Origin of the sequence: Phyllobacterium pellucidum (genome assembly GCF_013327855.1) — a bacterium.
Taxonomy (GTDB): domain Bacteria; phylum Pseudomonadota; class Alphaproteobacteria; order Rhizobiales; family Rhizobiaceae; genus Phyllobacterium; species Phyllobacterium pellucidum.
In genome coordinates this window covers 209,580-231,343 of sequence record NZ_JABUMX010000003.1, presented here as the reverse complement: position 1 = coordinate 231,343, position 21,764 = coordinate 209,580, and the positions used below count along the sequence as shown (strand labels likewise).

The window sequence follows — 21,764 nt, the reverse complement described above, 5'->3', positions numbered from 1 at the left end:
TCGGGTCGGTGGCGGAGTTGTGGGGGATTGACCGTAGCCTGTCAATTCGACCTTTGACTCTGGCCCGCACATTGCGGATGCTGCCAAACTCGGGAGGAAATACATGACATCACGATACAAGGACGTTTATCGCGAGTGGCAAACCGATCCGCTGGCCTTTTGGGCTCATGCGGCCGTGGCGATAGACTGGTTCAAGCCCTGGGATAAGGTGTTTGACGCAGAGCAAGGCCCCTACGGGCGCTGGTACGCCGGGGCCCAGTGCAATACCTGCCATAACGCCGTCGACCGCCATGTTGAACAGGGCAGGGCCGATCAGCCCGCACTGATTTATGATAGCGCAGTCACCGGAACGCAGCGCAGGATCACCTATGCCGAGCTCCTTGACGAGGTCAATGCGCTCGCGGCCGTTCTGATCGACAAGGGCGTGGGCAAAGGCGACCGCGTTATCATCTACATGGCCATGGTACCGGAAGCCATCGTCGCGATGCTCGCCTGCGCCCGGATAGGCGCGGTTCACTCCGTTGTTTTCGGCGGGTTCGCAGCGCATGAACTGGCGACGCGCATCGACGATGCCAAGCCGGTCATGATCATAGCGACGTCCTGCGGCCTCGAACCCGGGCGCGTGGTGGCTTACAAACCTATGCTCGACAAGGCCATAGAGCAGGCCGCGCACAAGGTCGGGACCTGCCTTATCCTCGTGCGTCCGCAGCAGCCGCACGAACTCGTTGCTGATCGCGATTTTGATTATGCCGATGCGGTGGCGGCCGCACGCGGGCGCAAGGTGCCCTGTGCGGTCGTCGAGGCAACCGATCCGCTGTATATCCTCTACACATCGGGCACAACCGGCCAGCCCAAGGGCGTCGTGCGCGACAATGGCGGACATCTGGTGGCGCTCGCCTGGTCGATGGGTGCGATCTACGACACCAAGCCCGGCGAGGTGTTTTGGGCTGCCTCAGATATCGGCTGGGCTGTCGGTCACTCCTATATCGCCTATGCGCCGCTGTTCATCGGCGCCACCAGCATCATCTATGAGGGCAAGCCGGTCGGTACGCCGGATGCAGGTGCATTCTGGCGGGTCATATCGGAGCACAAGGTCAAGGTGCTGTTCACCGCGCCAACCGCATTCCGCGCCATCAAGAAGGAGGATCCGAAAGGCGAATTCATCGCCAGGTATGATCTGTCCTCGCTGAAGTATCTGTTTCTGGCTGGCGAACGCGCCGATACGGATACGATCAAATGGGCCGAGGAGAAGCTCGGGGTGCCGGTCATCGATCATTGGTGGCAGACGGAAAGCGGCTGGCCGATGGCGGCTAATCCGGCGGGTCTCGGCATGTTGCCGGTCAAGTACGGATCGCCCACGGTGCCGATGCCAGGCTATGACATTCAGGTCCTCGACGATGCCGGCCACCCCGTCAAGCGCGGCGACCTCGGCAACATCGTTGTCAAGCTGCCGCTGCCGCCCTCATGCCTGCCCACGCTGTGGAACGCCGACAAGCGGTTTTGCGAAGCCTATACCAGCGAGTTTCCGGGCTATTACAAAACCGCCGATGCCGGGATCGTCGATGAGGAGGGCTATGTCTATATCATGAGCCGCACCGACGACATCATCAACGTCGCCGGGCATCGCCTTTCGACGGGGGCGATGGAAGAAGTGCTTTCAAGCCATCCGGACGTTGCCGAATGCGCGGTGATCGGCATTGCCGACCATCTCAAAGGTCAGGTGCCATGCGGCTTCATCGTCCTCAAATCCGGCGTGACGCGGGCTGAATCAGATATCGAACAGGATTGCGTGGTGCTCATTCGCGAAAGGATCGGGCCCATAGCGGCGTTCAAGCTGGCCATCACGGCAAAGCGGCTGCCTAAAACGCGATCCGGCAAGATCTTGCGCGGGACGATGCAAAAGATAGCCGATCAGGAGCCCTGGAACATGCCGGCCACGATCGACGACCCGGCGATTCTCGATGAGATCATCGTGGTCCTCGAGGCGCGCGGTATAGGCCGAAAATGATTTGAGTCCTCCTGACATCCTCCTGACAGAAGGTTGTCAGGAGGGGTGTGCGATAGTGTCTCCGTGATGACAAGGAGACAGGGTTATGACTTACGTAGATTTTGGCATTGTTCAGACAGTAAGGCGTCTGTTGACTGACTTCGCAGCGTATCGCGAGGAACTGCGCACGGAGCGCCATCTCAATTCGCTTCCCGAGCATGTGCTTAAGGATATCGGTTGGCCGGATGCTTATGCAGAGCGTCTTGCACGTCGTGGCGCAATGAGGAATGCAGACGTCGGCACCGACAGTGCCGGCGTCGACCTTCCCCTGCGGCATATCGATTGGACAAGAGCATTCCAGCCCAAAAAGACAAGCAAGTCCCGGCGTTTCGGGCTAGAATATTGATTTTTCAGAGCGGCAATGGGAGTGGCGGCATGGAACCGAAGAAGCTGATCGGAATGGTGTTCATAGACAAGTTTGCCGATTGGGAATTCGGTCTGCTTTCCGGCTCCGCTACTGAATGGTTCGGCGGGCGCATCGTCGCCCTGTCGCCGTCGCAAGGTCCGCTCCGCTCGATTGGTGGACTTAAGCTCATTCCGGATCGGGGTGTTGCGCCGGACGAAAATGCCGACCTAGATGGTCTCGCCATCATCGGCTCGGACCTGTGGCCCGAGGAAGACGCTCCTGACATTTCGCCCCTGTTGAATGCGACTTTGTCGCGAGGCGCCATCGTCGGGGCCATCTGCGGCGGGACGCTGGCGCTCGCCCGCGCGGGCCTGTTCGAAGGCCGACGCCATACCAGTAACGGCGCTGGATGGCTGCAGTCAAAGATCGGCGATTACAAGGGCGCGGAGCTCTACCAGGATGTTCCGCACGCAGTGCGCGATGGTCATATCGTCAGCGCATCCGGAGCGGCACCGGGTACCTTTGCCACGAGTTTCCTTGAAGCGCTGATGCCGGAGCAGGCTGGCCAGGTGGCCGAGATGCGTGCGTTCATCGCGCAGGAATACCAGACGGCCTGACATTGGCCGAGTGAGGACGCGTAATATGAAGACGTGGACTGAAAAGCTGAATTCCGAGGATCGGCACCAGGTCAAGCCTGCGCCAATCAGTATTGCCGGCATGAAGGCCGGTGAGATCATGCTCGTGCCAACGGCGCTGGAGATCGATGAGTTCATTCGCGGTCTTCCCGAAGGCGCCGAGATGGATGTGAAGTCCATGCGCCGGGCGATGGCGAAGGCGCATGGTGCGGAGGTTACCTGTCCGATTACCACCGGGTTTCACCTGCGGACGGTGGCGGAAGCTGCCTATGAGGCATATCAGCGAACAGGCGATGTCAAGGCAGTCACGCCGTTCTGGCGTGTCGTCAACATCAAGACGCCGACGATTGCGAAGCTTTCCTTTGGACCGGCGTTTGTCCTCGAACAGCGCCGGCGGGAAGGATTGAGCGATGCGTAGGGCGGACCGGCTATTCCAGATCGTGCAGAAACTACGTGGTGGCAGGCTCGTGACAGCGCGCCAGCTGGCTGAGAAACTCGAAGTGTCGGAGCGCACGATCTATCGCGATATTTCCGATTTGCAATCGACAGGCGTTCCGATCGATGGCGAAGCGGGCGTCGGTTACATTCTGCGTGAAGGCTTCGACCTGCCGCCCCTGATGTTCACGCGCGACGAGGTGGTCGCGCTCGTCGCCGGTGCACGGCTCATTACCGCCTGGGGCGGGGCCTCCATGGCACGTGCTGCCGAGGAAGCCATCATCAAGATCGGTGCTGTACTGCCCAAGGAAGAACGCCCGCGGATCGCCAACACGCATATCCATGCTTCCGGAACGAGCATTACCGAGAACGACCGGTTGCTGATCGATCTTGCGGAAAACGCTGCCGAGCAATGCCGGGTCCTTTCGATCACCTATACGGACCTCGAAGGCAAGGAAAGCATGCGGGACATCCGGCCGCTGGGGCTGTGGTTCTGGGGCAAGGTGTGGACGCTGATCAGCTGGTGCGAATTGCGCAATGACTTCCGCACGTTCCGCATCGACCGCATTGCCAAGGTCGAGAAGATCGACCGCATTTTCCGGCAGGAGCGCGGCAAGACGCTTGCCGATTTCTATCGCCGGGTCGAACTCAGCGAGACGCCGGAGACGCGGGCGAAGGCATCTTAAAAGCTGGCAAGGCATGCCGAATCATGCCGCGAGCTGGGTTAGGGCCTGGTTTCGAATCCGTCAGAATATTTTCCCGGCAATAAAAAAAGCTCCGCGGACGGAGCTTTTTTTATTCCTTAAGTCCCCGTCAAACGACGAGGCAGAGGAGCCTATTCCTCGTCTTCGTCCTGATTTCGGCCCTTGAGGGACGACAGCTTGGCGAAGACCTTGTCGGCGTCGAGTTCTTCGTCCTCGTCGCGAACCTGCGGTTGTACGTCGAGGTTCTCGGTTGCCGAAGCCGGCAGCAAGGTCTCACCGCTCTCGACCGGCTGGGCGGGACGGCCGCGCGACGAGCGCTCGACCTCGATGTCGAGATCGATCTGCGAGCAAAGGCCCAGCGTCACCGGGTCCATCGGCTGCAGGTTGTTGGAGTTCCAGTGGGTACGGTTACGAATTTGCTCGATCGTCGATTTTGTCGTGCCGATGAGACGCGAAATCTGAGCGTCCTTCAACTCCGGATGATTGCGGACGAGCCAGAGAATGGCATTTGGGCGATCCTGACGCTTGGAAAGCGGCGTATAGCGCGGGCCCTTGCGCTTGGTCTCGGGAACACGGACCTTCGGATCGGAAATCTTGAGCTTGTGATTGACGTCGGCCTCGCCACGCGCAATTTCCTCGCGCGAAAGCTGGCCGGTGATCAGCGGGTCCAGGCCCTTGATGCCCTGCGCGGACTCGCCATCGGCGATCGCCTTCACTTCGAGCGGATGCAACTTGCAGAAAGCGGCGATCTGTTCGAAAGAAAGGGCGGTATTGTCGACAAGCCAGACGGCCGTTGCCTTTGGCATAAGAAGCTGGGTGGCCATAGATATAATCCTCTCGTTCGTCCGCTCCGGTGGCGCGGGACGTGGGTTCAACCACAATTTCCGGGAATTCGAGGCGCTATATACCTTCATTTTAACCGATGAGCAAGAATCGGATTCAGCCGCATGAATCCGCTCTGGAGCCGTTTCATCGAACTGTCATCAAAGTGTCATCGCACTGCAATGCATCTACGCCATCGATCTCCGCAATCACAATCGGAGGTCTACTAATGTCTAACAGGAACACGCTCTACCTCGGGCTTGGCGCGGCACTTCTTGCATCCGTTGCCATGCCTGCATCTGCCGACCCCATTTTCAACCGGATCGCCAGCTTTGCCGTAGCCAATAATCTGCCGAAGGACGCTGACAAGTCGAAGCCGACTTCTTCCGAGATCATCACCGTTTCCGGTGATGGCAAGACATTGATCTATTCGGATAGCCCTTACGGTTCGGTCGGCTTCATCGATATCACCGATCCGGCAAAGCCGCAGGCCGGCGGCATCATCAAGGTAGAGGGTGAGCCCACCTCGGTTGCAGCGCTCGGCGATACGGTATTTGCCGCGGTCAATACGTCCAAGGACAAGGCCAACCCGTCGGGCCGCCTCGACATCATCGATATCGCGTCACGCAAGGTCGTCTCCAGCTGCGATCTCGACGGCCAGCCGGACTCGGTTGCGATCTCACCGGACCAGACCTTCGCTGCCATCGTCATCGAAAACGAACGTGACGAAGAGATCAATGAAGGCGCGCTGCCGCAGATGCCATCCGGAAATCTCAAGGTTCTGGCGCTGAAGGACGGCGCGGCGGACTGCGCCGGCATGAAGACTGTTGAACTGATCGGGCTCTCCGAAATCGCACCGCAGGATGCCGAACCCGAGTTCGTCTCGATCAACAAGGACAATTTGATCGCCGTTACGCTGCAGGAAAACAACCATATCGCCATTGTCGATGCGGCAACCGGCAAGATCGTCAACCATTTCTCCGCCGGCACCGTCGATCTCGACAAGATCGACGTGAAGAATGAAGGCGCACTCAAATTCGACGGCAGCATGAAGGGCGTGCTGCGCGAGCCCGACACCGTCAAATGGCTGGACAATGACCGCTTTGTCATCGCCAATGAAGGCGATTACAAGGGCGGCTCCCGCAGCTTCAGTATCTTCTCGAAGGACGGCAAGCTGCTTTATGAATCCGGCCCCTCGCTCGAATGGAAGATGGCGGAAGCCGGACACTATCCGGACAAGCGTAACAAAAAGGGCGTCGAGCTCGAAGGCGCCGAAGTGGGCAAGTTCGGCGACACCAATTATCTTTTCGTCGCCAGCGAGCGCGCTTCGCTCGTCGGCGTCTACAAGGATAATGGCGCGGAGCCGCAATTCGTGCAGCTGCTTCCCTCAGGCATTGGACCTGAAGGTGTTCTGGCCATTCCCTCGCGCAACCTTCTGGTTACAGCCAACGAGAGCGATCTCGTCGAAGATGGCGGCGCGCGCTCACACGTCATGATCTATGAACTCAAGGAACAGCAGCCTAATTATCCGCAGATCGTATCGACCACGAAGGATGACGGCACGCCGCTCGGCTGGGGCGCTCTATCCGGCCTCGTCGGCGATCTGAAAGAGCCCGGCAAGCTCTACGCTGTCTCCGACTCGTTCTACTACGCTTCCCCCTCGATCTTCACCATCGATGCCAAACAGGCGCCGGCGAAAATCACCGAGGCGCTCACTGTCAAGCGCGGCGGACAGGCGGCGCAGAAGCTCGATATCGAAGGCATCACCACGGACGGTCAGGGTGGCTTCTGGCTCGCCAACGAAGGCGACCAGGCAAAGCTCGTCCCGCATGCGATCCTCAACGTGAACGACAAGGGCGAGATCAAGAAGGAAATCGCCCTTCCGGAAGAACTGCTTCCGAACCAGACGCGTTTTGGCCTTGAAGGCATAACCCGCGTTGGTGAAGGCGATGATGCGGTTCTGTGGATGGCGATTCAGCGCGAGTGGAAGGATGACGAGAAGGGTTTCGTCAAGCTCCTTGCCTATAACGTCAAGGACAAGAGCTGGAGCGCGGTCTCCTATCCGCTCGACAAGACGGAAAATGGCTGGGTCGGCCTCTCGGAGATCACCGCCCATGACGGTCAGCTCTATATCATCGAGCGTGACAACCAGATCGGCCAGAAGGCCGCGGTGAAGCGGCTCTATCGCATCGCGCTTGACGGCCTGAAGCCGGTCAAGATCGGAGAGAAGCTCCCGGTCGTGACCAAGGTGCTTGCTCACGACTTCATGGACGATCTGAAGGCTTCGAATGGCTATGTCGTGGAGAAGCTTGAAGGTTTCACCATCGATTCCGACGGCAATGGCTATGCCGTTACCGACAACGACGGGGTCGATGGTTCGTCGGGCGAAACCCTGTTTTTCAGCGTCGGCAAGGTGCAGGCGACCAACTGATAACGCCGGGTAGCAATCGACCGGGCCGCAGCCTTACACCTGCGGCCCTATCGCGTTTCTATGTAAACAATAAGAGTTCGTCGTTTAACCGACGTCGAGCACGATCTTGCCGATGTGATGGCCGTCTTCCATGCGCTCATGCGCCCGCCAAGCCTCGTGCAGCGGATAGACCATGTCGATCACCGGCGCAACGCGGCGCTCGACCAGCAGCGGCCAGACCTTGGTCTCAAGCGCCCTTGCGATACCCGCCTTGAACTCCACGGGCCTGTTGCGCAAGGTTGATCCTGTATGCGTGAGACGTTTCACCATCAGTTTGGAAATGTCGCTCGTCGCCTTGGCACCGTGCAGAAAGGCGATTTGCACAATCCGCCCGTCAAGCGCGGCGGCTTCGTAGTTGCGCTCGATGTAATCACCGCCGACCATATCGAGGATGAGATTTGCACCCTTGCCCTCGGTCGCATCCTTGACCGCCTTGACGAAATCTTCCTCGCGATAGTTGATGGCATGGCTGGCGCCGAGCTTGAGGCAGGCCTCGCGCTTCTCCTGCGAGCCGACAGTGGTCATGACCGAGGCGCCGAACGCGTGTGCGAGCTGAATGGCTGTCGTGCCGATGCCGGAGGAGCCGCCATGCACGAGGAAGGTTTCACCTTCCTTTAGCGCGCCGCGTTGGAACACATTGTGCCAGACCGTAAAGTACGTCTCCGGAATGGCGGCCGCCTCGATATAGCCGTAGCCGGCCGGGATCGGCAGCGCGTTGGTTTCGTGCACGCTGCAAAACTCGGCGTAACCGCCGCCGGCAACGAGCGCGGTCACCCGTTCCCCTATTCGAAAGCGGGTAACATTTGCGCCCACAGCGACGATATCCCCGGAAATCTCAAGCCCCGGAATATCGGAAGCGCCAGCCGGAGGCGGGTAGTGACCCTGCCTTTGCAACACGTCCGGACGGTTCACGCCTGCGGCCTTGACCTCGATCAACAGCTCGCCGGGACCTGGCTCGGGAACGCCGCGTTTTCCGGCCTTCAGCACCAACGGCCCCCCTGGCTGGGTGATCTCGATTGCCGTCATGGTTGTCGGTATTTTTTCGGCCATGGAGCTGTTCCCTTCGATCGATTCGCCAGAATGATTTGCAATTCCAAGTGGTTGGGCTGTATCTTCGTATATTAGAGCTTATCTTGGAGGAAATGATGTCAGTTTTCGACGAAGAGCCAAGACGCAAGGTCGTTCATGACATAGGGCAGGATCTGTCGCTGCTGTCGGTTTCCGAACTTGACGAGCGGATAGGCCTGCTGCGGACTGAAATCACACGCCTTGAAGAAGAACGTTCCCGCAAGGGCAACAGCAAGGTCGCGGCCGAAGCGCTCTTCCGCTAAGTTTCGATAGTCTCCGGGGTAACGAAACAGGGATGCCATGAAGTTACCCTATTGCTCCATGAAACGAACCCGGTGCCGGCGGAGTTAGCGAGTCGGTTCCTCCCTCATTCTCATGCAAGGTCTTGCCGTGTTTCGTTCGTTCATCCAGGTCTTCGCGCTCCTTTGCGGTACATCGTTTCTTGTCATGGCGTCCGGCCTGCACGGTTTGCTCCTGCCACTGCGCGGCGGTGCTGAAGGCTTCTCGACGACTTCGCTCGGCCTTCTCGGGACAGCCTGGGCAGGGGGCTTCATCACCTCCTGCCTGCTTGCGCCGCGCCTGGTGCGGCGGGTGGGCCATGTGCGGGCCTTCAGCGCCTTTGCCGCGATCGCGGCAATTGTTGCGCTGTTCACCGGGATCCTTGTCGAACCGATAGCGTGGATCGCCCTGCGCGCCCTGACCGGCTTTGCCATGGCGGGCTCCTACATGGTTATCGAAAGCTGGCTGAACGAGCGGGCGACGAACTCCAATCGCGGCCAGATTTTCGGCCTCTACATGGTAGTCAACTTCGCGTCCATCACGGTTGGCCAGATGATGATCGGCTTTGGAGACGTGCGCTCGGGGACGTTCTTCATGCTGACCGGCATCCTCTTCTGCCTCGCACTGATACCAACCGCCATTTCGACCGCCAGCAGTCCGAAACCGCTGACGGAAGTCCAGCTTGATCTCAGGGCCCTCTACCGCAATTCGCCCGTGGCTTTTCTGGGCTGTATCCTCATTGGCGTGGCCAACGGCGCGTTCGGTACGCTCGGTGCGGTCTATGGCGCCTCCACGGGCATTTCGACAACCGAGATCGCCTTGATGATGAGCGCGTCGGTTATGGGCGGCGCGCTGATGCAGATCCCCGTCGGCCGCATGTCCGACCGCACCGACCGGCGCTACGTCCTTGCGATTGTTGGCGGTGCAGCTGCGGTGATCGGCCTTCTGATCTTCCTCATCTCCCCGCATAATGCCTATGTTATCCTGATCATGACGGCGATCTATGGCGGGCTCGCCTATGCGCTCTATCCCGTCGCGGTCGCCCATGCCAATGACTTTGCTGACTCGGCAAATTTCGTCAAAGTCACGAGCGGCCTGCTGCTGCTCTACGGATTTGGCACGATGCTTGGTCCCATCCTCGGCGCCCTTGCCATGGAGAGCATTTCGCCATCTGCGCTCTTCGGCGTCACAGCGCTCGCGCATGTTCTGATCATGACCCATGCGATCATCCGCTCGCGCATGCGCGCGCCCGTGCCGATAGAGCTCAGGGACAATTTCAAAACTGCGGGCGCCGAGCGGGTAACGCCGGAAAGCGTGCGGCTTGACCCGCGCGCCGAAAACCCGGCGGAATAGGCGTTTGCGGACCTCTGGAGGTTCGCTCGACAACGAAATCCGTTGACAATGCGCTTCGTTTAAACCGACTATTCTACATGGTCGAGACGGATGCCTTTACAGCCATTTCAGATCCCAACCGCCGTTACCTCCTTGAGGAACTTCGCCGCGGGCCAAAAACCGTGAACGAGCTTGCGCTCGGGCTGCCGATCTCGCGGCCAGCGGTTTCCCAGCACCTGAAAGCGCTGCTCGATGCGCGCCTCGTCAAGGTGAAATCGGAGGGCACGCGCCGCATCTACGCCGTCGATGACAGCGGTTTCTTTCACTTGAATTTATGGCTCGACCAATTCTGGAGCGGATGAGACGACTCTCAGGGGCGGGCAAAGAAAAACCCGGTCCCTGCGTGAAGCGGAGACCGGGCTCTTTTATCGCTGCCATCGCGGCGCTGGGTAGCTGCCGGATGGAATTTCGTGGGACCTTCCTAGTGGTGGGTGACGGCTAATTTCAGCCTTTCGATCTGTTCTTTCAGCATAAGCTTGCGACGCTTCAAATCGCTTATCATCAGGTCGTCGGAGGCGGGACTTAACAACGCATCAGCAATCTGCTTTTCAAGCGCTCCATGCTTACGTTCAAGCGTTTCAAGATGAGACTCAATGGCCATCCGGCTTCTCCCTTGGTTTGTTGCCCAACTCGTACGTGCTCCACTTGCCGCGCGGCAAGTATGTGACAGAGCCGTGACAGTCTGCCACCACTTTAAGCAATTGTCGAATTTGTTTCGTAGGATTTTCTTGTGGTGTAAAATGTGATATGGCGACGTGCTGGCGAGGACAGAATTGCCTGCAACCAGTCACTAGCTTCTATTACAGCGAAATATCGGGAATCACTGCATGTCCGATCAGGATCAGGCTGACATTCGATTGGCAGTCGCAAGATTGAAACAAGAACACATGGACTTCGATGCCGCCATACAAGCAATGATCCAGGTGGGCTGCGACCAGCTTCGCATCCAGCGCATGAAGAAGAAGAAGCTCATCATCAAAGACAAGCTCATCGAGCTCGAAGACAAGATCACTCCCGATATAATTGCCTGATTTCAAGAACGGCAGGCACCTGTCCGCGAGTTAACTTGCGGGGGACAACCTTTTCCTTTAATCCGACCTACTCCCACACCGCCTCGTATTTCAGAGGATGCTCAATGCCAGATAAACGCGCTGACGTCGCAATCATCATGGGAAGCCAGTCCGACTGGGCCACCATGCGTCACGCCGCCGAAACGCTCGATGCGCTCGGCATTTCCCATGACGACCGGATCGTCTCGGCACACAGGACACCGGACCGTCTCGTCGCCTTTGCCAAAGGCGCGCGCGAGGATGGTTTCAAGGTCATTATTGCGGGCGCCGGCGGCGCTGCACATCTTCCCGGGATGGCAGCCTCGATGACTGCTTTGCCCGTGTTTGGCGTTCCGGTCGAATCGAAGGCCCTGTCGGGGCAGGATTCGCTGCTGTCGATCGTGCAGATGCCTGCAGGTATCCCGGTCGGAACATTGGCGATCGGGCGGGCTGGCGCAGTCAATGCAGCATTGCTGGCCGCGGCGGTCCTGGCGTTGAACGATACTGCCCTTGCGGTACGATTGGATGAATTCCGGCAGGCGCAAAGCGACAAGGTTGCTCTGCGGCCTTCTGACGAGGCGTGAGCATGATATCTCCAGGTTCGACAATAGGCATTATCGGCGGCGGGCAGCTTGGGCGCATGCTGGCGATGGCGGCGGCGCGGCTTGGCTACCGGACGGTGATCCTGGAACCCCAGGGCGATTGTCCCGCAGGTCAGGTCGCCAACCAGCACATCCTCGCGGCCTATGACGAGCCGAATGCGCTCGAACAACTCGCTGAGGTCAGCGATGTCATTACCTACGAATTCGAGAATGTGCCGGTCGATGCAGCGGAAACGCTGAACGAGACGAAAAGTGTGTTTCCCCCGCCGGAGGCGCTCAAGGTTTCGCAGGACCGCGTAGCGGAAAAGCGCTTCCTTGCCAAGGTCGGCATTCCGACGGCGCAATGGCGCATCGTCGAAAGCGAAGGCGATCTCGAAGCCGCCCTGCTGGCGTTCGATGGCAAGGGCATATTGAAGACACGGCGATTCGGCTATGACGGCAAGGGTCAGGTCAAGTTCACCGGAGCCAACGGCGAAAGTGCAAAGGCAGGCTACGCGGCAATCGGCGCGGTACCCGCCATCCTCGAGGCGATGGTCGATTTCACGCGTGAAATCTCGGTAATCGCCGCGCGCGATCAGGAAGGCAATATCAAGGTCTACGACATCGCCGAGAACGTACATAAAGACGGCATTCTCGCGACGTCGACCGTCCCTGTATCGGTCTCATCCACCATGGCCGGGCTCGCTGCCGATGCCGCGCGCAAGCTGCTGGAAGGCCTGAATTACGTCGGCGTCGTCGGCGTCGAGTTCTTCGTTCTTGCCAACGGCACGCTGCTCGCCAATGAATTTGCCCCGCGCGTGCACAATTCCGGCCATTGGACGGAGGCTGCCTGTGCCGTCTCGCAGTTTGAACAGCATATCCGTGCCATCGCCGGCTTGCCGCTCGGCGATACAAGGCGGCATTCCGACTGCGTGATGGAAAATCTGATCGGTGACGATATCGACAAAGTGCCGGAACTCCTCAAGGAGCCCGGTGCAGTCGTGCACGTTTACGGCAAGGCGGAAGCGCGCCCCGGCCGCAAGATGGGCCATGTCACGCGCATCAGCAAAAGACTTTAGCTGGACAAATAAGCGATTGAGCGCGGAATCATGCGATGAATCGCCAGCGGGGAGTTGACATTCGGGGTAATCATTGGCTATTTCCCCGCCACGTGTTTCCGGCGCGCTGCTCAGGCGCGCTTTTTATTGGTGCCCGGTTTCGGGCGTAAAGATACCGGTGCTGAAATGAAGATCAAGAACTCGCTCAAGGCTCTCAAGGCCCGTCATCGTGACAATCAGCTGGTCCGTCGCAAGGGCCGCATCTACATCATCAACAAGACTGCTCCGCGTTTCAAAGCGCGCCAGGGCTGATCGTCCGCGACTCACGCTTATTTGCATTTGACGTTTCGCTGATACGGATTACGATCCGTCTCATGCGGAGCGTCTTTGCGTTTTCAGTCGTAACTTCAATGGCAATATCGCCGGCCTTGGCTTTCGCCGAGGACCAGGCGCCCATCGGACAACAGGCCGCCCTTCCCGATATGACCCAGGCGCAAAAGCGCGCTTTGCGGCTCGATGAACTCTTTGCTTCCTTGAAGCGCGAGAGCAATGAGGTGAAGGCTGCGCGCATTGCCTCGCTGATCCAGATTCAATGGCAAAACTCCGGCAGCGCCACCGTGGACCTCATGATGGGCTGGGCCGCCAAGGCGATGGAAGACAAGAAATACTCGGTCGCCCTCGATTTTCTCGACCAGGTCGTGACGATGAAGCCCGATTTTGCCGAGGGCTGGAACCGGCGCGCAACGCTGCACTTCCTCATGAATGACTATGGCCGGTCCATGGCCGACATACAGAAGACACTGGCGCTTGAGCCGAGACATTTCGGCGCCATGGCCGGTATGGCGGCTATCCTCAAGGATACGGGGCGCAAGGAAGCCGCCCTCCAGGCTTTCGAACGTGTCCTCACGGTCTATCCGATGATGCGCGAAGCGCAGAAACAGGCGGGAGAACTTGCCGACGAACTCACCGGACAGCGCACCTGAACTTCAAGCGATTGCGGCTGGCAGATCGCCGGCATGCCAAACGCAATGTGGTTCGAACCCGCAGGCCGAACCACATCAATTCAAGTTCAGTATGCCCTGATTTAGATGCCGGTCAGGCCGTCCGAACCGATATAGGCGATGCGCAGCATATTGGTCGAGCCCGGCGTGCGCAGTGGCACACCTGCCGAAATGATCACCCGGTCGCCCGGATTGCCGAACTCTTCCTGATAGGCAATGTGGCAGGCGCGATCGACCATGTCGTCGAGATCGGACGCATCCTCTGTCACGACGCAGTGCAGGCCCCAGACCAGTGACAGCTTGCGGGCCGTCTCCACCACGGGCGAAAGCGCGATGATCGGCAGCAGCGGGCGCTCACGCGCCGCACGCAGCCCGGTCGTGCCGGACGCCGTGTAGGTGACGATGGCAGAAAGGTTCAGCGTCTCGGCGATCTGGCGGGCGGCGAGCGAGATCGCATCGGCGCCGGTTGCATTAGGTTCCGGGCGCTGGGCATGGATGATGCCCGGATAGTTCGGGTCGCGCTCTACCTCTTCGGCGACGCGCGCCATCGTCGAGACAGCTTCGATCGGATAATCGCCGGCGGCAGATTCGGCCGAAAGCATCACCGCATCCGCGCCCTCGAAAACGGCGGTAGCGACGTCGGAAACTTCAGCGCGGGTCGGGACCGGGGCCGTGATCATCGATTCCAGCATCTGGGTCGCGACGACGACAGGCTTGCCCGCACGCCGGCAGGCACGAATGATCTGCTTCTGGATACCGGGAACCGATTCGAGGGGCATCTCGACACCGAGATCGCCGCGGGCGACCATCAGCGCGTCGGAAAGCTCGATGATTTCATCGAGCCGCGCCACGGCCTGCGGCTTTTCGATCTTGGAGAGGAGAGCAACGCGGCCACGCGAGATCTTGCGCACTTCTGCAAGATCCTCGGGCCGCTGGATAAAGGAGAGGGCGACCCAGTCGATTTCTTCCTGCAGGACCGCATCGAGATCGCGCCGGTCCTTCTCGGTCAGCGCACCGACACCGAGCGTCGTGTCGGGCAGGCTGACGCCTTTCTTGTCGGAAATCTTGGTGCCCGAAACGACGCGGCAGCGGATCGACTTGCCGTCCGATGCCTCGGCGACGAGCGCCAGCTTGCCATCGTCGATGAGCAGGCGATGGCCGGGCTCGACGGCCTCGAGAATCTCGGGATGCGGCAGGAACACGCGGGTGTTGTCGCCGGGCGTATCATTGCTATCGAGCGTGAAGGTCTGGCCCGGCGTAAGATCGACCTTGCCGTCCGCGAACTTGCCGACACGCAGCTTCGGGCCCTGGAGGTCAGCGAGGATGCCGATCGGGCGGCCGAGGTCCTTCTCGACGCGGCGGATGCGGCGCACCAGCTCGCGCATCAGATCGTGGCTGGCATGGCTCATGTTGATGCGGAATACGTCAGCACCCGCTTCGAACAATTTGCGGATCATGGCTTCTTCGGAGGAAGCGGGTCCGAGGGTGGCTAGAATCTTGACCTTGCGGCGACGTCTCATTGAGGAGGGGTATCCGTTACGATTGGAGAGGAGGGAGGATTCTCTTCGGTAAGCTGGACCATCCAGCTCGTCTGCTCGCCGGTATCATACTCCTGAAATCCCGCGCGCTGAAATCCGCGGGCAAAACAGTCATTGATGCCAGTGATCTTAAACTGGTTTTCCGCGACACACATGTTGATCTTGCCGTCCCAGCGGCCGCCGCTCTGGGCGTCTTCCGCGTAGAGATAATAGTAGCGCGATGTCAGCGGTCCGACGACGAGGGTCGTGCAGGACGAGGCGTTGACATGCCACCAGCCTTCGGTGATCCAGCCCGTCTTGGCGCGATAGCCGAGCGCGACGCCGACAAGATTTTGTGTGGTGTTGCACACGCGAAAATCAGCGTGGGCCTTCTCAGGAGCCGCAAAACTGGCTGCTAGAAATATGAATAAAAAAGCCGCTAGAAAGCTGCCCAGGCGCGTCCGCCGATGCTGATCGGGGTGGAATTCAATGCCCTCACGCAATATTGCCTCCGTCCGTCTTCGAACCTCTTTTCGGCAGTTTCATGGGCATTGTCAACGCGCTAATCGTTTGAATGGCAAGTTCAGCGACGAGTGCGACAAAAGAATGATCATTGCCATGAAAGAGCAGGGCAAAGGCGGCGAAACAAGCGCGATTTCGGTTGATAGAGCTTAACGCTGGCGGGGACGGTCAAACTGGCGGCGCGGCATGGACGGCCACACGTTCTCTGGGTCGTTCAGCATATCCGGTCGATCAGCGCATCAGATGGAATCAGCCTATTAATGCGCCCGGGTCGTTCGAAAGTGCGCATATTCGTTGCAAAGCGGTCCAGCCCGTGGAAAACAGGAAGTTGTCATCCCCAAGCAGCGAGCACCGCGAATGCCGTTTTCACCTCTTCATCTGGTAGATGGCGATAGGGCCAGGGGCCTTATCCTGCTTGCCGATCACGCGCGGCGCGATTTGCCTCAGGCGTATGGTTCGCTCGGCCTGCCGCCGTCAGAATTCGAGCGTCACATCGCCTATGATATAGGCGTCGAGCATTTGACGCGGCGGCTCGCGGCTATGCTCGGGGTACCCGCGGTCCTTGGCGGCTTCTCGCGGCTTTTGATCGATCCCAATCGCGGCGAGGACGACCCGACGCTGATCATGCGCTTGTCCGATGGCGCGATCATTCCGGGCAACAATCCCATGCCGCCGGAGGAGCGCGCGAGGCGGATCGAAGGCTATTACCGGCCTTATCACACGGCGGTTTCACAAGCGATCGAAGCGGTGGCCAAGGCGAGCGGCAAGGCGCCGCTCGTTATTTCCATCCATTCGTTCACGGCCTTCTGGAAGGCAACGCCGCGTCCCTGGCATGCCGGCATTCTCTGGGACAAGGACTGGCGCGCGGTCCGCCCGCTGATCGAAGGTCTCAGAGCCGATCCGCAACTCGTCGTAGGCGACAATGAGCCCTATGACGGAGCGCTCCGCAATGACACGATGTTCCAACATTGCATCGTGACGGGCCTCGCTCACGCATTGATCGAAGTGCGACAGGATCTCATCGCCGAGGAAGCAGGGGTCGAACAATGGGCCAACCGGCTTGCGCCGATCCTTGACGCCATCAATGCCGACCCCGATATGCATGTGGTCAGGCATTTCGGTTCGCGAACCGGGCCCATTGCCGGATCGCCTGATGAGACATCGAACTGAATCGAGCGGAGATCGGATCATGACCAAGCTTACGAACGAGCAACAGACGGCTTTCGAAGCCGCCGCCTTCCGCAAGTTGGTCGAGCACCTGCGCGAACGCAGTGACGTGCAGAATATCGACTTGATGAACCTTGCCGGCTTCTGCCGCAACTGCCTGTCGAATTGGTACAGGGATGCCGCCGAGGGCGACGGCGTTTCGATGTCGAAAGAAGAATCGCGCGAGATCATTTATGGCGAGCCCTATGCGCAGTGGCAAGCCAGGAACCAGCGTGAAGCGAGCGAGGCACAAAAGGCTGCCTTCGAGACGAACAAACCATCGCATTGAGCCAAGCCCCGGCGGGCTTTCCTCCAATTCAAATGCATCCAAGCCTACTCTTAACTTGACTCGTGACGGGCTGGTCGGGCATCGGAACCCTTCGCGCGGCCAACCGAGTCGCACAGGATTTAGGAGCGGAGTATGAGCATGGATGATCTGGCAGCGCAGGGTGGTGTCGAAGGCGTAGCAGCAGCGGAACTGCGGCAGTTCATCGAGCGCATCGAACGGCTCGAAGAAGAAAAGACGACCCTTCAGGACGACATCAAGGAAGTGATGGCCGAGGCCAAGGGCCGCGGCTACGACACCAAGATCATCCGCACGATCGTGCGGCTTCGCAAGAAGGATGCCAATGAGCGCAAGGAAGAAGAGGCTATCCTCGAACTCTACATGAACGCGCTCGGCATGGAATAACGCAGGAACAGGATAATCCGCAGGAGGTTATCGACCCCATCCTGCGGATTGTTACTGCTTGCTGCTCAGCGCCGTTTTTATGCCGGCAACTCGAAATCGGTCGAGACTGATACTTCGCGCCAGTTGGCGACGAGTTCCGCATCGGATGTGTGCTTGGCCGAGATCGCAGCCAAGGTGTCGCTGCCGAGCGGCAGGCGAACCGGCGGATTTTCTGCATCGACGAATGCAACCACCACCTCCGCGAGCTTGTCGGGATTGCCGGGCTGGTTGTGACTGATGTCCCTGGCCTTGCTGCGGACAGCTCCAGCGGTCAGCGCGTAGTCGTCAATCTTGATCGGGCTGACACTCAGCGAGGTAGAATCGAGAAAGTCGGTACGGAAATATCCCGGTTCGATCGCCGTAACGTGGATGCCGAGCGGGCTCAGTTCTTCGGCAAGAGCCTCGGTAAGGCCTTCCACGGCGAATTTCGTCGAACAATAGACGCCGAAGCCCGCGCCGCTGCGATAGCCTCCGACCGAAGAGAAGTTGAGGATGCGTCCTGATCTCTGGCGGCGCATATGCGGAAGCACCGCGCGGGTCACGGCCAACAGTCCGAAGACGTTGGTGCGATAAAGCGCCTCAACCTCTGCGCTGCTTGCCTCTTCCACCGCGCCAAGCAGGCCGTAGCCCGCATTGTTGACGAGCACATCGATGCGCCCGAAGCGGGCGATTGCCTCCTTGACCGCCTGATGCGCCTGTGTCTCGTCAGTGACGTCGAGAGCAATAGCGAGAAGGTTGGATCGCTCGCCGAAGCGGTCGGTGATCGCCTTGGGATTGCGTGCCGAAGCAACGACTTGGTCACCCTTGGCAAGGGCCTTTTCAACGATGAGAGCACCAAAACCACGCGATGCCCCGGTAACGAACCATGTATGCATTTGAACCTCCTGTTGCTAAGCTGTGGGAGATATCTAGCGCGAAGCGGCTGTTGAGATAATCCACTGGATTCTCTTTGCGTTGATGAGTAAAATTCAACAATGCGAAGAGTATCATCCTCCGACCTTGCGCCATTTCTGGTTCTTGCGCGGCATCGCAGTTTCCGTCGCGCCGCTGACGAGATCGGATGCACGACGTCAGCCTTAAGCCACGCCCTGAAGGCGCTGGAGGAGAGATTGGACCTCCGGCTCTTCAACCGTACGACACGCAGCGTCGCCTTGACCGAAGCCGGAGAACGTCTGCTTGGACGGGTAGCGCCGGCGTTTCGCGATATCGACGATGCACTGGATGACCTCAATGAGCTGCGCGGCGCACCGATCGGACGGCTGCGCTTCAATACGGCGCATGTCTCGGCAAAGATGGTGCTTCTCCCCGTTGTCGCCCGTTTCCTGGAGGCTCACCCGAAGATCAGCGTCGAAATCGCCGTCGCCAACGATCTGGTGGACATGGTGTCGGAGGGGTTCGATGCCGGGATTCGTTTCGGCGAGGTGATTGCGCAAGACATGATTGCGGTGCCGATCGGTCCGCGCCAGCGCACGGCCATCGTGGCGTCCCCAGCGTTCTTCGATGCCCATGCCAAGCCGACGACGCCAGAGCATTTGCAACGTCTTCCCTGCGTTGGATTGCGCTTCGGCAGCGGCCGCCTTTATGCGTGGGAATTCGAGCGTGGCGGCGTGGAGTTAAGCGTCGAGGTCGATGGACCGCTCATCGTCGATGATCAGGACATAATGATCGAGGCTGCGCTTCTCGGCGTAGGCGTCGCCTATGCCTTCGAGAGCCAGGCGATCGCGCATATCGAAGCGGGGAGGCTCGTCCGGGTGCTCGAGGACTGGTGTCCCTACTATGGCGGCCTTTATCTTTACTACCCGAGCCGGAGGCAGATGCCCGCTGCGCTTCGCGCGTTCGTTGACTTCGTCAAGGCGTCGGGTACCGCGCTCAGCGCTTGAGATATTTTGCACTTAGCAGAAAGAGGGGAACCGACGCCGCGCAGAAAACGGCGCCTTCCACGGCCCTGTATGAGGCTACGCCGACAATTCCACCGAGCAGGAATGATGCGATTGTTGCCGAGTGCAGTTTCAGTCGTTGAATGGTTGTATTGCGAGCATCGGGGCTGTGTGATCGCCACAGCGTCGCAAGCCCAACGCCAATATCCGTTGCTACACCTGAAACATGCGTTGTTCGGACCCGCCCCGTGGAAATGCGGGTTGAAGCAGCATTCTGAATGCCCATGGTGAAGCTCAGCATTCCAACGATCAATGTTCCCCTTGTGGGACCGGACCCGTGAATATCGAGGGCGCCGACAATGAGGAGCAGGCAAGCTTCCGCGAGGAGTGTAAGCGCGTAAACCTTCTGCCAGTTATTGTGTTTGCCGAGCTGGATGAACAGGGAAGCGGCAAACGCCCCAAGGATGAAGAGCACAACGATGGAGGCGAAGGCTGTCGCGATGACAACTTGTCCGAGCGATATATGGTCGGAGATCAGGGAAACGTTGCCTGTCATGTTCGCGGAGAAATAGCCAAAGGCAAAATAGCCCGCGCTGTTCACCGCTCCAGCCACAAACGACAATATAGCTGCGAGGGTGAGGTCAATTCGAGATGTGCGATGGTCGCCCTCTTTGATCAGCATTGCCCCACCCGTTGGAGATTTGTAATTGTTGGCCAAGTCAATCTTGAGTCTCAGCACCAATCAAGGGCCCGTTGCCCGGACATTGCCGATCTAGGGCAGAACATTAATCGCTCGGGCGGCGACAATGACGAGCGTCAAAAGTGAAATTGTGCTCTCCACCATCATGAGCGACTTGGCGCGGCGCGTAAGCGGCAGGACATCGGTGGGGCTGAAGGCGGTCGCCGTATTGAACCCAAGAAACAGGTAATCGAGGAACAATGGCCTCCAGTCAGGCGGTGCGAGTTCAGGCGCCGTCGCCTGCGGAAACAACCAGTCCGGCTTGGTGCTTGCATTGCTCATCCGCGCGCCTGGCCCGCCGCGATCGATTTGCCAGTACAGCAGGGAAAAGGTCAAAACATTCGTTACCCAGATCGCGAGGGACGAAGAGAGCAGCGAGACCGCTCGTGTCTCTGGTGGATGAATCGTGATGATCCCAATCATATCGGCAAGTTCCGCCGCCGTGTTGGCCGCGTAGACCGCTGCAAGCAGCATGATTGCAATGCGTTCCGCTTTCACCCAAAATGCGCTGCCGGTCAGCGTGACGGCAGCCATCGGGACAAGCACCACGAGGACGACGACGTAGGAAATCCAAACCGGCATCACGTGCACATGATGGGGAAGAACTGCGAGCAGGCCAAACACGGCCAGAATGGCCAGCGCGGGAATCCATCGTGGTTCGTCACGAACGTTTGTCGACATTGCCCGCCCGCCCCCCATCGGCTCAGCAATCGTCCCTGCAGCGTAGTCTTGATAGCCGGACGCCACAAGGGCGCGCCCTTCGTAGGGTTCAATCCAACCCGCGCAGTTTGCCGAACGTGTCGTTCAGTGGCATCTTCGGCGCGACAAGATCCGCTCTGCAACAAAGGCAGCCCGAGAAATGCCCGTAGACGTCGACCAACTTTCAGCCATGATCTCTCATGCCGTTGCTCCTGTATTCCTGCTGGCAGCCATCGCGGCGCTGGTATCCATCCTGATCAACCGTATGACGGGCGTGACCGACCGCATCAGAAGTCTCAATCAGATCGCCGACGATGATACGAGCCGCAAGTGGCTCAAGGCGGACATAGCGCGGCTGAAGCGGCGCGAAGTCCTGTTGAATCAGGCCCTGCAATTGGCCGTCATCGGCGCAATCGGCATTGCCATCCTCTTGCTGGTCGGGTTCGTGGTGGCATTCCTCGGCTATCGCCACGAACCGGGCGCAGGCGCGCTTTTCGTCATATCGCTATGCTTGCTGGTCGGTTGCCTCGTCCGTTTCCTGCAGGATGTGCGTATCTCGCTGAGCGAACACGATCACCACCTCTGAC

The 21,764-nt window shown here is 59.2% G+C and carries 27 protein-coding genes; 19 read left to right on the top strand and 8 right to left on the bottom strand.

Annotation, left to right across the window (positions count from 1 at the left end; genetic code table 11):
• Positions 1–103 precede the first annotated feature (103 nt).
• The 5 genes from HQ945_RS14435 to HQ945_RS14415 all read left to right on the top strand — a co-directional run bounded on the left by HQ945_RS14435 (position 104) and on the right by HQ945_RS14415 (position 4,149).
• Positions 104–2,008: a propionyl-CoA synthetase gene (locus tag HQ945_RS14435; protein WP_113281489.1), complete on the top strand. Its 1,905-nt coding sequence runs from the start codon at positions 104–106 to the stop codon at positions 2,006–2,008.
• An 85-nt stretch (positions 2,009–2,093) separates the two neighbouring features.
• Positions 2,094–2,393 (top strand): DUF1127 domain-containing protein, encoded by a 300-nt coding sequence (locus HQ945_RS22900; RefSeq protein WP_113281490.1) that lies wholly within the window; start codon positions 2,094–2,096, stop codon positions 2,391–2,393.
• 29 nt (positions 2,394–2,422) lie between these two features.
• On the top strand, positions 2,423–3,010 hold the full coding sequence (locus HQ945_RS14425; protein ID WP_113281491.1) for a DJ-1/PfpI family protein: 588 nt from the start codon (positions 2,423–2,425) through the stop codon (positions 3,008–3,010).
• A gap of 25 nt (positions 3,011–3,035) precedes the next feature.
• Positions 3,036–3,446 carry a hypothetical protein gene (locus HQ945_RS14420; protein WP_091921039.1) on the top strand — a complete coding sequence of 137 codons (411 nt, stop codon included), beginning with the start codon at positions 3,036–3,038 and terminating at the stop codon, positions 3,444–3,446.
• Positions 3,439–4,149: a helix-turn-helix transcriptional regulator gene (locus HQ945_RS14415; protein ID WP_113281492.1), complete on the top strand. Its 711-nt coding sequence runs from the start codon at positions 3,439–3,441 to the stop codon at positions 4,147–4,149. Before HQ945_RS14420 ends, HQ945_RS14415 begins: the two co-directional genes overlap by 8 nt.
• A 149-nt stretch (positions 4,150–4,298) precedes the next feature.
• Here HQ945_RS14415 and HQ945_RS14410 read toward each other — a convergent pair whose 3' ends face one another.
• Positions 4,299–4,991: a DUF1013 domain-containing protein gene (locus HQ945_RS14410; protein ID WP_174208223.1), complete on the bottom strand. Its 693-nt coding sequence runs from the start codon at positions 4,989–4,991 to the stop codon at positions 4,299–4,301.
• A 227-nt stretch (positions 4,992–5,218) separates the two neighbouring features.
• Here HQ945_RS14410 and HQ945_RS14405 point away from each other — a divergent pair, with 227 nt between their 5' ends.
• Positions 5,219–7,420 (top strand): esterase-like activity of phytase family protein, encoded by a 2,202-nt coding sequence (locus HQ945_RS14405; RefSeq protein ID WP_113281493.1) that lies wholly within the window; start codon positions 5,219–5,221, stop codon positions 7,418–7,420.
• Between the two features lie 84 nt (positions 7,421–7,504).
• On the opposite strand, the gene HQ945_RS14400 is transcribed toward HQ945_RS14405, so the two are convergent.
• Positions 7,505–8,509, bottom strand: coding sequence for an NAD(P)H-quinone oxidoreductase (locus HQ945_RS14400; RefSeq protein ID WP_113281494.1), 1,005 nt, complete (start codon positions 8,507–8,509; stop codon positions 7,505–7,507).
• Positions 8,510–8,604: 95 nt separating this feature from the next.
• On the opposite strand from HQ945_RS14400, the gene HQ945_RS14395 reads away from it, so the two are divergent.
• From HQ945_RS14395 to HQ945_RS14385, 3 genes are all read left to right on the top strand, one after another.
• On the top strand, positions 8,605–8,790 hold the full coding sequence (locus tag HQ945_RS14395; protein WP_113281495.1) for a DUF1192 domain-containing protein: 186 nt from the start codon (positions 8,605–8,607) through the stop codon (positions 8,788–8,790).
• Between the two features lie 112 nt (positions 8,791–8,902).
• Positions 8,903–10,159, top strand: coding sequence for an MFS transporter (locus HQ945_RS14390; RefSeq protein WP_091947940.1), 1,257 nt, complete (start codon positions 8,903–8,905; stop codon positions 10,157–10,159).
• Between the two features lie 77 nt (positions 10,160–10,236).
• Positions 10,237–10,500, top strand: coding sequence for an ArsR/SmtB family transcription factor (locus tag HQ945_RS14385; RefSeq protein WP_027231184.1), 264 nt, complete (start codon positions 10,237–10,239; stop codon positions 10,498–10,500).
• Between the two features lie 119 nt (positions 10,501–10,619).
• Here the strand turns inward: HQ945_RS14385 and HQ945_RS14380 are convergent, their stop codons facing one another.
• Positions 10,620–10,799, bottom strand: coding sequence for a YdcH family protein (locus HQ945_RS14380; protein ID WP_027231185.1), 180 nt, complete (start codon positions 10,797–10,799; stop codon positions 10,620–10,622).
• 226 nt (positions 10,800–11,025) lie between these two features.
• Here HQ945_RS14380 and HQ945_RS14375 point away from each other — a divergent pair, with 226 nt between their 5' ends.
• The 5 genes from HQ945_RS14375 (at position 11,026) to HQ945_RS14355 (ending at position 13,869) form a co-directional block, all read left to right on the top strand.
• Positions 11,026–11,229 (top strand): YdcH family protein, encoded by a 204-nt coding sequence (locus HQ945_RS14375; RefSeq protein ID WP_027231186.1) that lies wholly within the window; start codon positions 11,026–11,028, stop codon positions 11,227–11,229.
• Positions 11,230–11,333: 104 nt separating this feature from the next.
• Entirely contained in the window at positions 11,334–11,831 is a 498-nt protein-coding gene (purE, locus tag HQ945_RS14370; RefSeq protein WP_091921046.1) for a 5-(carboxyamino)imidazole ribonucleotide mutase, read from the top strand.
• A 2-nt stretch (positions 11,832–11,833) separates the two neighbouring features.
• Complete coding sequence (locus HQ945_RS14365) at positions 11,834–12,907, top strand: 5-(carboxyamino)imidazole ribonucleotide synthase (protein ID WP_113281496.1); 1,074 nt, start codon at positions 11,834–11,836, stop codon at positions 12,905–12,907.
• A gap of 165 nt (positions 12,908–13,072) precedes the next feature.
• Positions 13,073–13,198, top strand: coding sequence for a type B 50S ribosomal protein L36 (gene ykgO / locus HQ945_RS14360; protein WP_027231189.1), 126 nt, complete (start codon positions 13,073–13,075; stop codon positions 13,196–13,198).
• Positions 13,199–13,260: 62 nt separating this feature from the next.
• Positions 13,261–13,869: a tetratricopeptide repeat protein gene (locus HQ945_RS14355; RefSeq protein ID WP_113281497.1), complete on the top strand. Its 609-nt coding sequence runs from the start codon at positions 13,261–13,263 to the stop codon at positions 13,867–13,869.
• 101 nt (positions 13,870–13,970) lie between these two features.
• Here the strand turns inward: HQ945_RS14355 and pyk are convergent, their stop codons facing one another.
• Both pyk and HQ945_RS14345 read right to left on the bottom strand, forming a co-directional pair.
• Positions 13,971–15,407, bottom strand: coding sequence for a pyruvate kinase (gene pyk / locus HQ945_RS14350; RefSeq protein ID WP_027231191.1), 1,437 nt, complete (start codon positions 15,405–15,407; stop codon positions 13,971–13,973).
• Positions 15,404–15,829: a DUF1036 domain-containing protein gene (locus tag HQ945_RS14345; protein ID WP_027231192.1), complete on the bottom strand. Its 426-nt coding sequence runs from the start codon at positions 15,827–15,829 to the stop codon at positions 15,404–15,406. The genes pyk and HQ945_RS14345 overlap by 4 nt, the downstream gene beginning before the upstream one ends.
• 454 nt (positions 15,830–16,283) lie before the next feature.
• On the opposite strand from HQ945_RS14345, the gene HQ945_RS14340 reads away from it, so the two are divergent.
• The 3 genes from HQ945_RS14340 to HQ945_RS14330 all read left to right on the top strand — a co-directional run bounded on the left by HQ945_RS14340 (position 16,284) and on the right by HQ945_RS14330 (position 17,823).
• Entirely contained in the window at positions 16,284–17,096 is an 813-nt protein-coding gene (locus HQ945_RS14340; protein ID WP_027231193.1) for an N-formylglutamate amidohydrolase, read from the top strand.
• 19 nt (positions 17,097–17,115) lie between these two features.
• Positions 17,116–17,421: a DUF1244 domain-containing protein gene (locus HQ945_RS14335; protein ID WP_174208222.1), complete on the top strand. Its 306-nt coding sequence runs from the start codon at positions 17,116–17,118 to the stop codon at positions 17,419–17,421.
• 132 nt (positions 17,422–17,553) lie between these two features.
• On the top strand, positions 17,554–17,823 hold the full coding sequence (locus HQ945_RS14330) for a DUF2312 domain-containing protein (RefSeq protein ID WP_370645559.1): 270 nt from the start codon (positions 17,554–17,556) through the stop codon (positions 17,821–17,823).
• A gap of 77 nt (positions 17,824–17,900) precedes the next feature.
• Here the strand turns inward: HQ945_RS14330 and HQ945_RS14325 are convergent, their stop codons facing one another.
• Positions 17,901–18,737, bottom strand: coding sequence for an oxidoreductase (locus HQ945_RS14325; RefSeq protein ID WP_174208221.1), 837 nt, complete (start codon positions 18,735–18,737; stop codon positions 17,901–17,903).
• Positions 18,738–18,836: 99 nt separating this feature from the next.
• Here HQ945_RS14325 and HQ945_RS14320 point away from each other — a divergent pair, with 99 nt between their 5' ends.
• The gene (locus HQ945_RS14320) at positions 18,837–19,742 is read left to right on the top strand and encodes a LysR family transcriptional regulator (RefSeq protein ID WP_091947954.1); all 906 of its coding nucleotides are present in this window, start codon (positions 18,837–18,839) and stop codon (positions 19,740–19,742) included.
• Here HQ945_RS14320 and HQ945_RS14315 read toward each other — a convergent pair.
• Together HQ945_RS14315 and HQ945_RS14310 are read right to left on the bottom strand one after the other, a co-directional pair.
• Complete coding sequence (locus tag HQ945_RS14315; RefSeq protein ID WP_174208220.1) at positions 19,732–20,421, bottom strand: YoaK family protein; 690 nt, start codon at positions 20,419–20,421, stop codon at positions 19,732–19,734. The genes HQ945_RS14320 and HQ945_RS14315 overlap by 11 nt on opposite strands.
• A 90-nt stretch (positions 20,422–20,511) precedes the next feature.
• Positions 20,512–21,159, bottom strand: a complete 648-nt coding sequence (locus HQ945_RS14310) for a hypothetical protein (RefSeq protein ID WP_113281501.1) — start codon at positions 21,157–21,159, stop codon at positions 20,512–20,514.
• Between the two features lie 178 nt (positions 21,160–21,337).
• Between HQ945_RS14310 and HQ945_RS14305 the strand changes: the two genes are divergently transcribed.
• Positions 21,338–21,763 (top strand): DUF2721 domain-containing protein, encoded by a 426-nt coding sequence (locus tag HQ945_RS14305; RefSeq protein WP_091947960.1) that lies wholly within the window; start codon positions 21,338–21,340, stop codon positions 21,761–21,763.
• Position 21,764 lies beyond the last annotated feature (1 nt).

Coding starts and splice junctions, on each gene's coding strand:
- HQ945_RS14435 (WP_113281489.1), top strand. CDS start 104: ATGACATCACGATACAAGGACGTTTATCGCGAGTGGCAAACCGATCCG.
- HQ945_RS22900 (WP_113281490.1), top strand. CDS start 2,094: ATGACTTACGTAGATTTTGGCATTGTTCAGACAGTAAGGCGTCTGTTG.
- HQ945_RS14425 (WP_113281491.1), top strand. CDS start 2,423: ATGGAACCGAAGAAGCTGATCGGAATGGTGTTCATAGACAAGTTTGCC.
- HQ945_RS14420 (WP_091921039.1), top strand. CDS start 3,036: ATGAAGACGTGGACTGAAAAGCTGAATTCCGAGGATCGGCACCAGGTC.
- HQ945_RS14415 (WP_113281492.1), top strand. CDS start 3,439: ATGCGTAGGGCGGACCGGCTATTCCAGATCGTGCAGAAACTACGTGGT.
- HQ945_RS14410 (WP_174208223.1), bottom strand. CDS start 4,991: ATGGCCACCCAGCTTCTTATGCCAAAGGCAACGGCCGTCTGGCTTGTC.
- HQ945_RS14405 (WP_113281493.1), top strand. CDS start 5,219: ATGTCTAACAGGAACACGCTCTACCTCGGGCTTGGCGCGGCACTTCTT.
- HQ945_RS14400 (WP_113281494.1), bottom strand. CDS start 8,509: ATGGCCGAAAAAATACCGACAACCATGACGGCAATCGAGATCACCCAG.
- HQ945_RS14395 (WP_113281495.1), top strand. CDS start 8,605: ATGTCAGTTTTCGACGAAGAGCCAAGACGCAAGGTCGTTCATGACATA.
- HQ945_RS14390 (WP_091947940.1), top strand. CDS start 8,903: ATGCAAGGTCTTGCCGTGTTTCGTTCGTTCATCCAGGTCTTCGCGCTC.
- HQ945_RS14385 (WP_027231184.1), top strand. CDS start 10,237: ATGGTCGAGACGGATGCCTTTACAGCCATTTCAGATCCCAACCGCCGT.
- HQ945_RS14380 (WP_027231185.1), bottom strand. CDS start 10,799: ATGGCCATTGAGTCTCATCTTGAAACGCTTGAACGTAAGCATGGAGCG.
- HQ945_RS14375 (WP_027231186.1), top strand. CDS start 11,026: ATGTCCGATCAGGATCAGGCTGACATTCGATTGGCAGTCGCAAGATTG.
- purE (WP_091921046.1), top strand. CDS start 11,334: ATGCCAGATAAACGCGCTGACGTCGCAATCATCATGGGAAGCCAGTCC.
- HQ945_RS14365 (WP_113281496.1), top strand. CDS start 11,834: ATGATATCTCCAGGTTCGACAATAGGCATTATCGGCGGCGGGCAGCTT.
- ykgO (WP_027231189.1), top strand. CDS start 13,073: ATGAAGATCAAGAACTCGCTCAAGGCTCTCAAGGCCCGTCATCGTGAC.
- HQ945_RS14355 (WP_113281497.1), top strand. CDS start 13,261: ATGCGGAGCGTCTTTGCGTTTTCAGTCGTAACTTCAATGGCAATATCG.
- pyk (WP_027231191.1), bottom strand. CDS start 15,407: ATGAGACGTCGCCGCAAGGTCAAGATTCTAGCCACCCTCGGACCCGCT.
- HQ945_RS14340 (WP_027231193.1), top strand. CDS start 16,284: ATGCCGTTTTCACCTCTTCATCTGGTAGATGGCGATAGGGCCAGGGGC.
- HQ945_RS14335 (WP_174208222.1), top strand. CDS start 17,116: ATGACCAAGCTTACGAACGAGCAACAGACGGCTTTCGAAGCCGCCGCC.
- HQ945_RS14330 (WP_370645559.1), top strand. CDS start 17,554: ATGAGCATGGATGATCTGGCAGCGCAGGGTGGTGTCGAAGGCGTAGCA.
- HQ945_RS14325 (WP_174208221.1), bottom strand. CDS start 18,737: ATGCATACATGGTTCGTTACCGGGGCATCGCGTGGTTTTGGTGCTCTC.
- HQ945_RS14320 (WP_091947954.1), top strand. CDS start 18,837: ATGCGAAGAGTATCATCCTCCGACCTTGCGCCATTTCTGGTTCTTGCG.
- HQ945_RS14315 (WP_174208220.1), bottom strand. CDS start 20,421: ATGCTGATCAAAGAGGGCGACCATCGCACATCTCGAATTGACCTCACC.
- HQ945_RS14310 (WP_113281501.1), bottom strand. CDS start 21,159: ATGTCGACAAACGTTCGTGACGAACCACGATGGATTCCCGCGCTGGCC.
- HQ945_RS14305 (WP_091947960.1), top strand. CDS start 21,338: ATGCCCGTAGACGTCGACCAACTTTCAGCCATGATCTCTCATGCCGTT.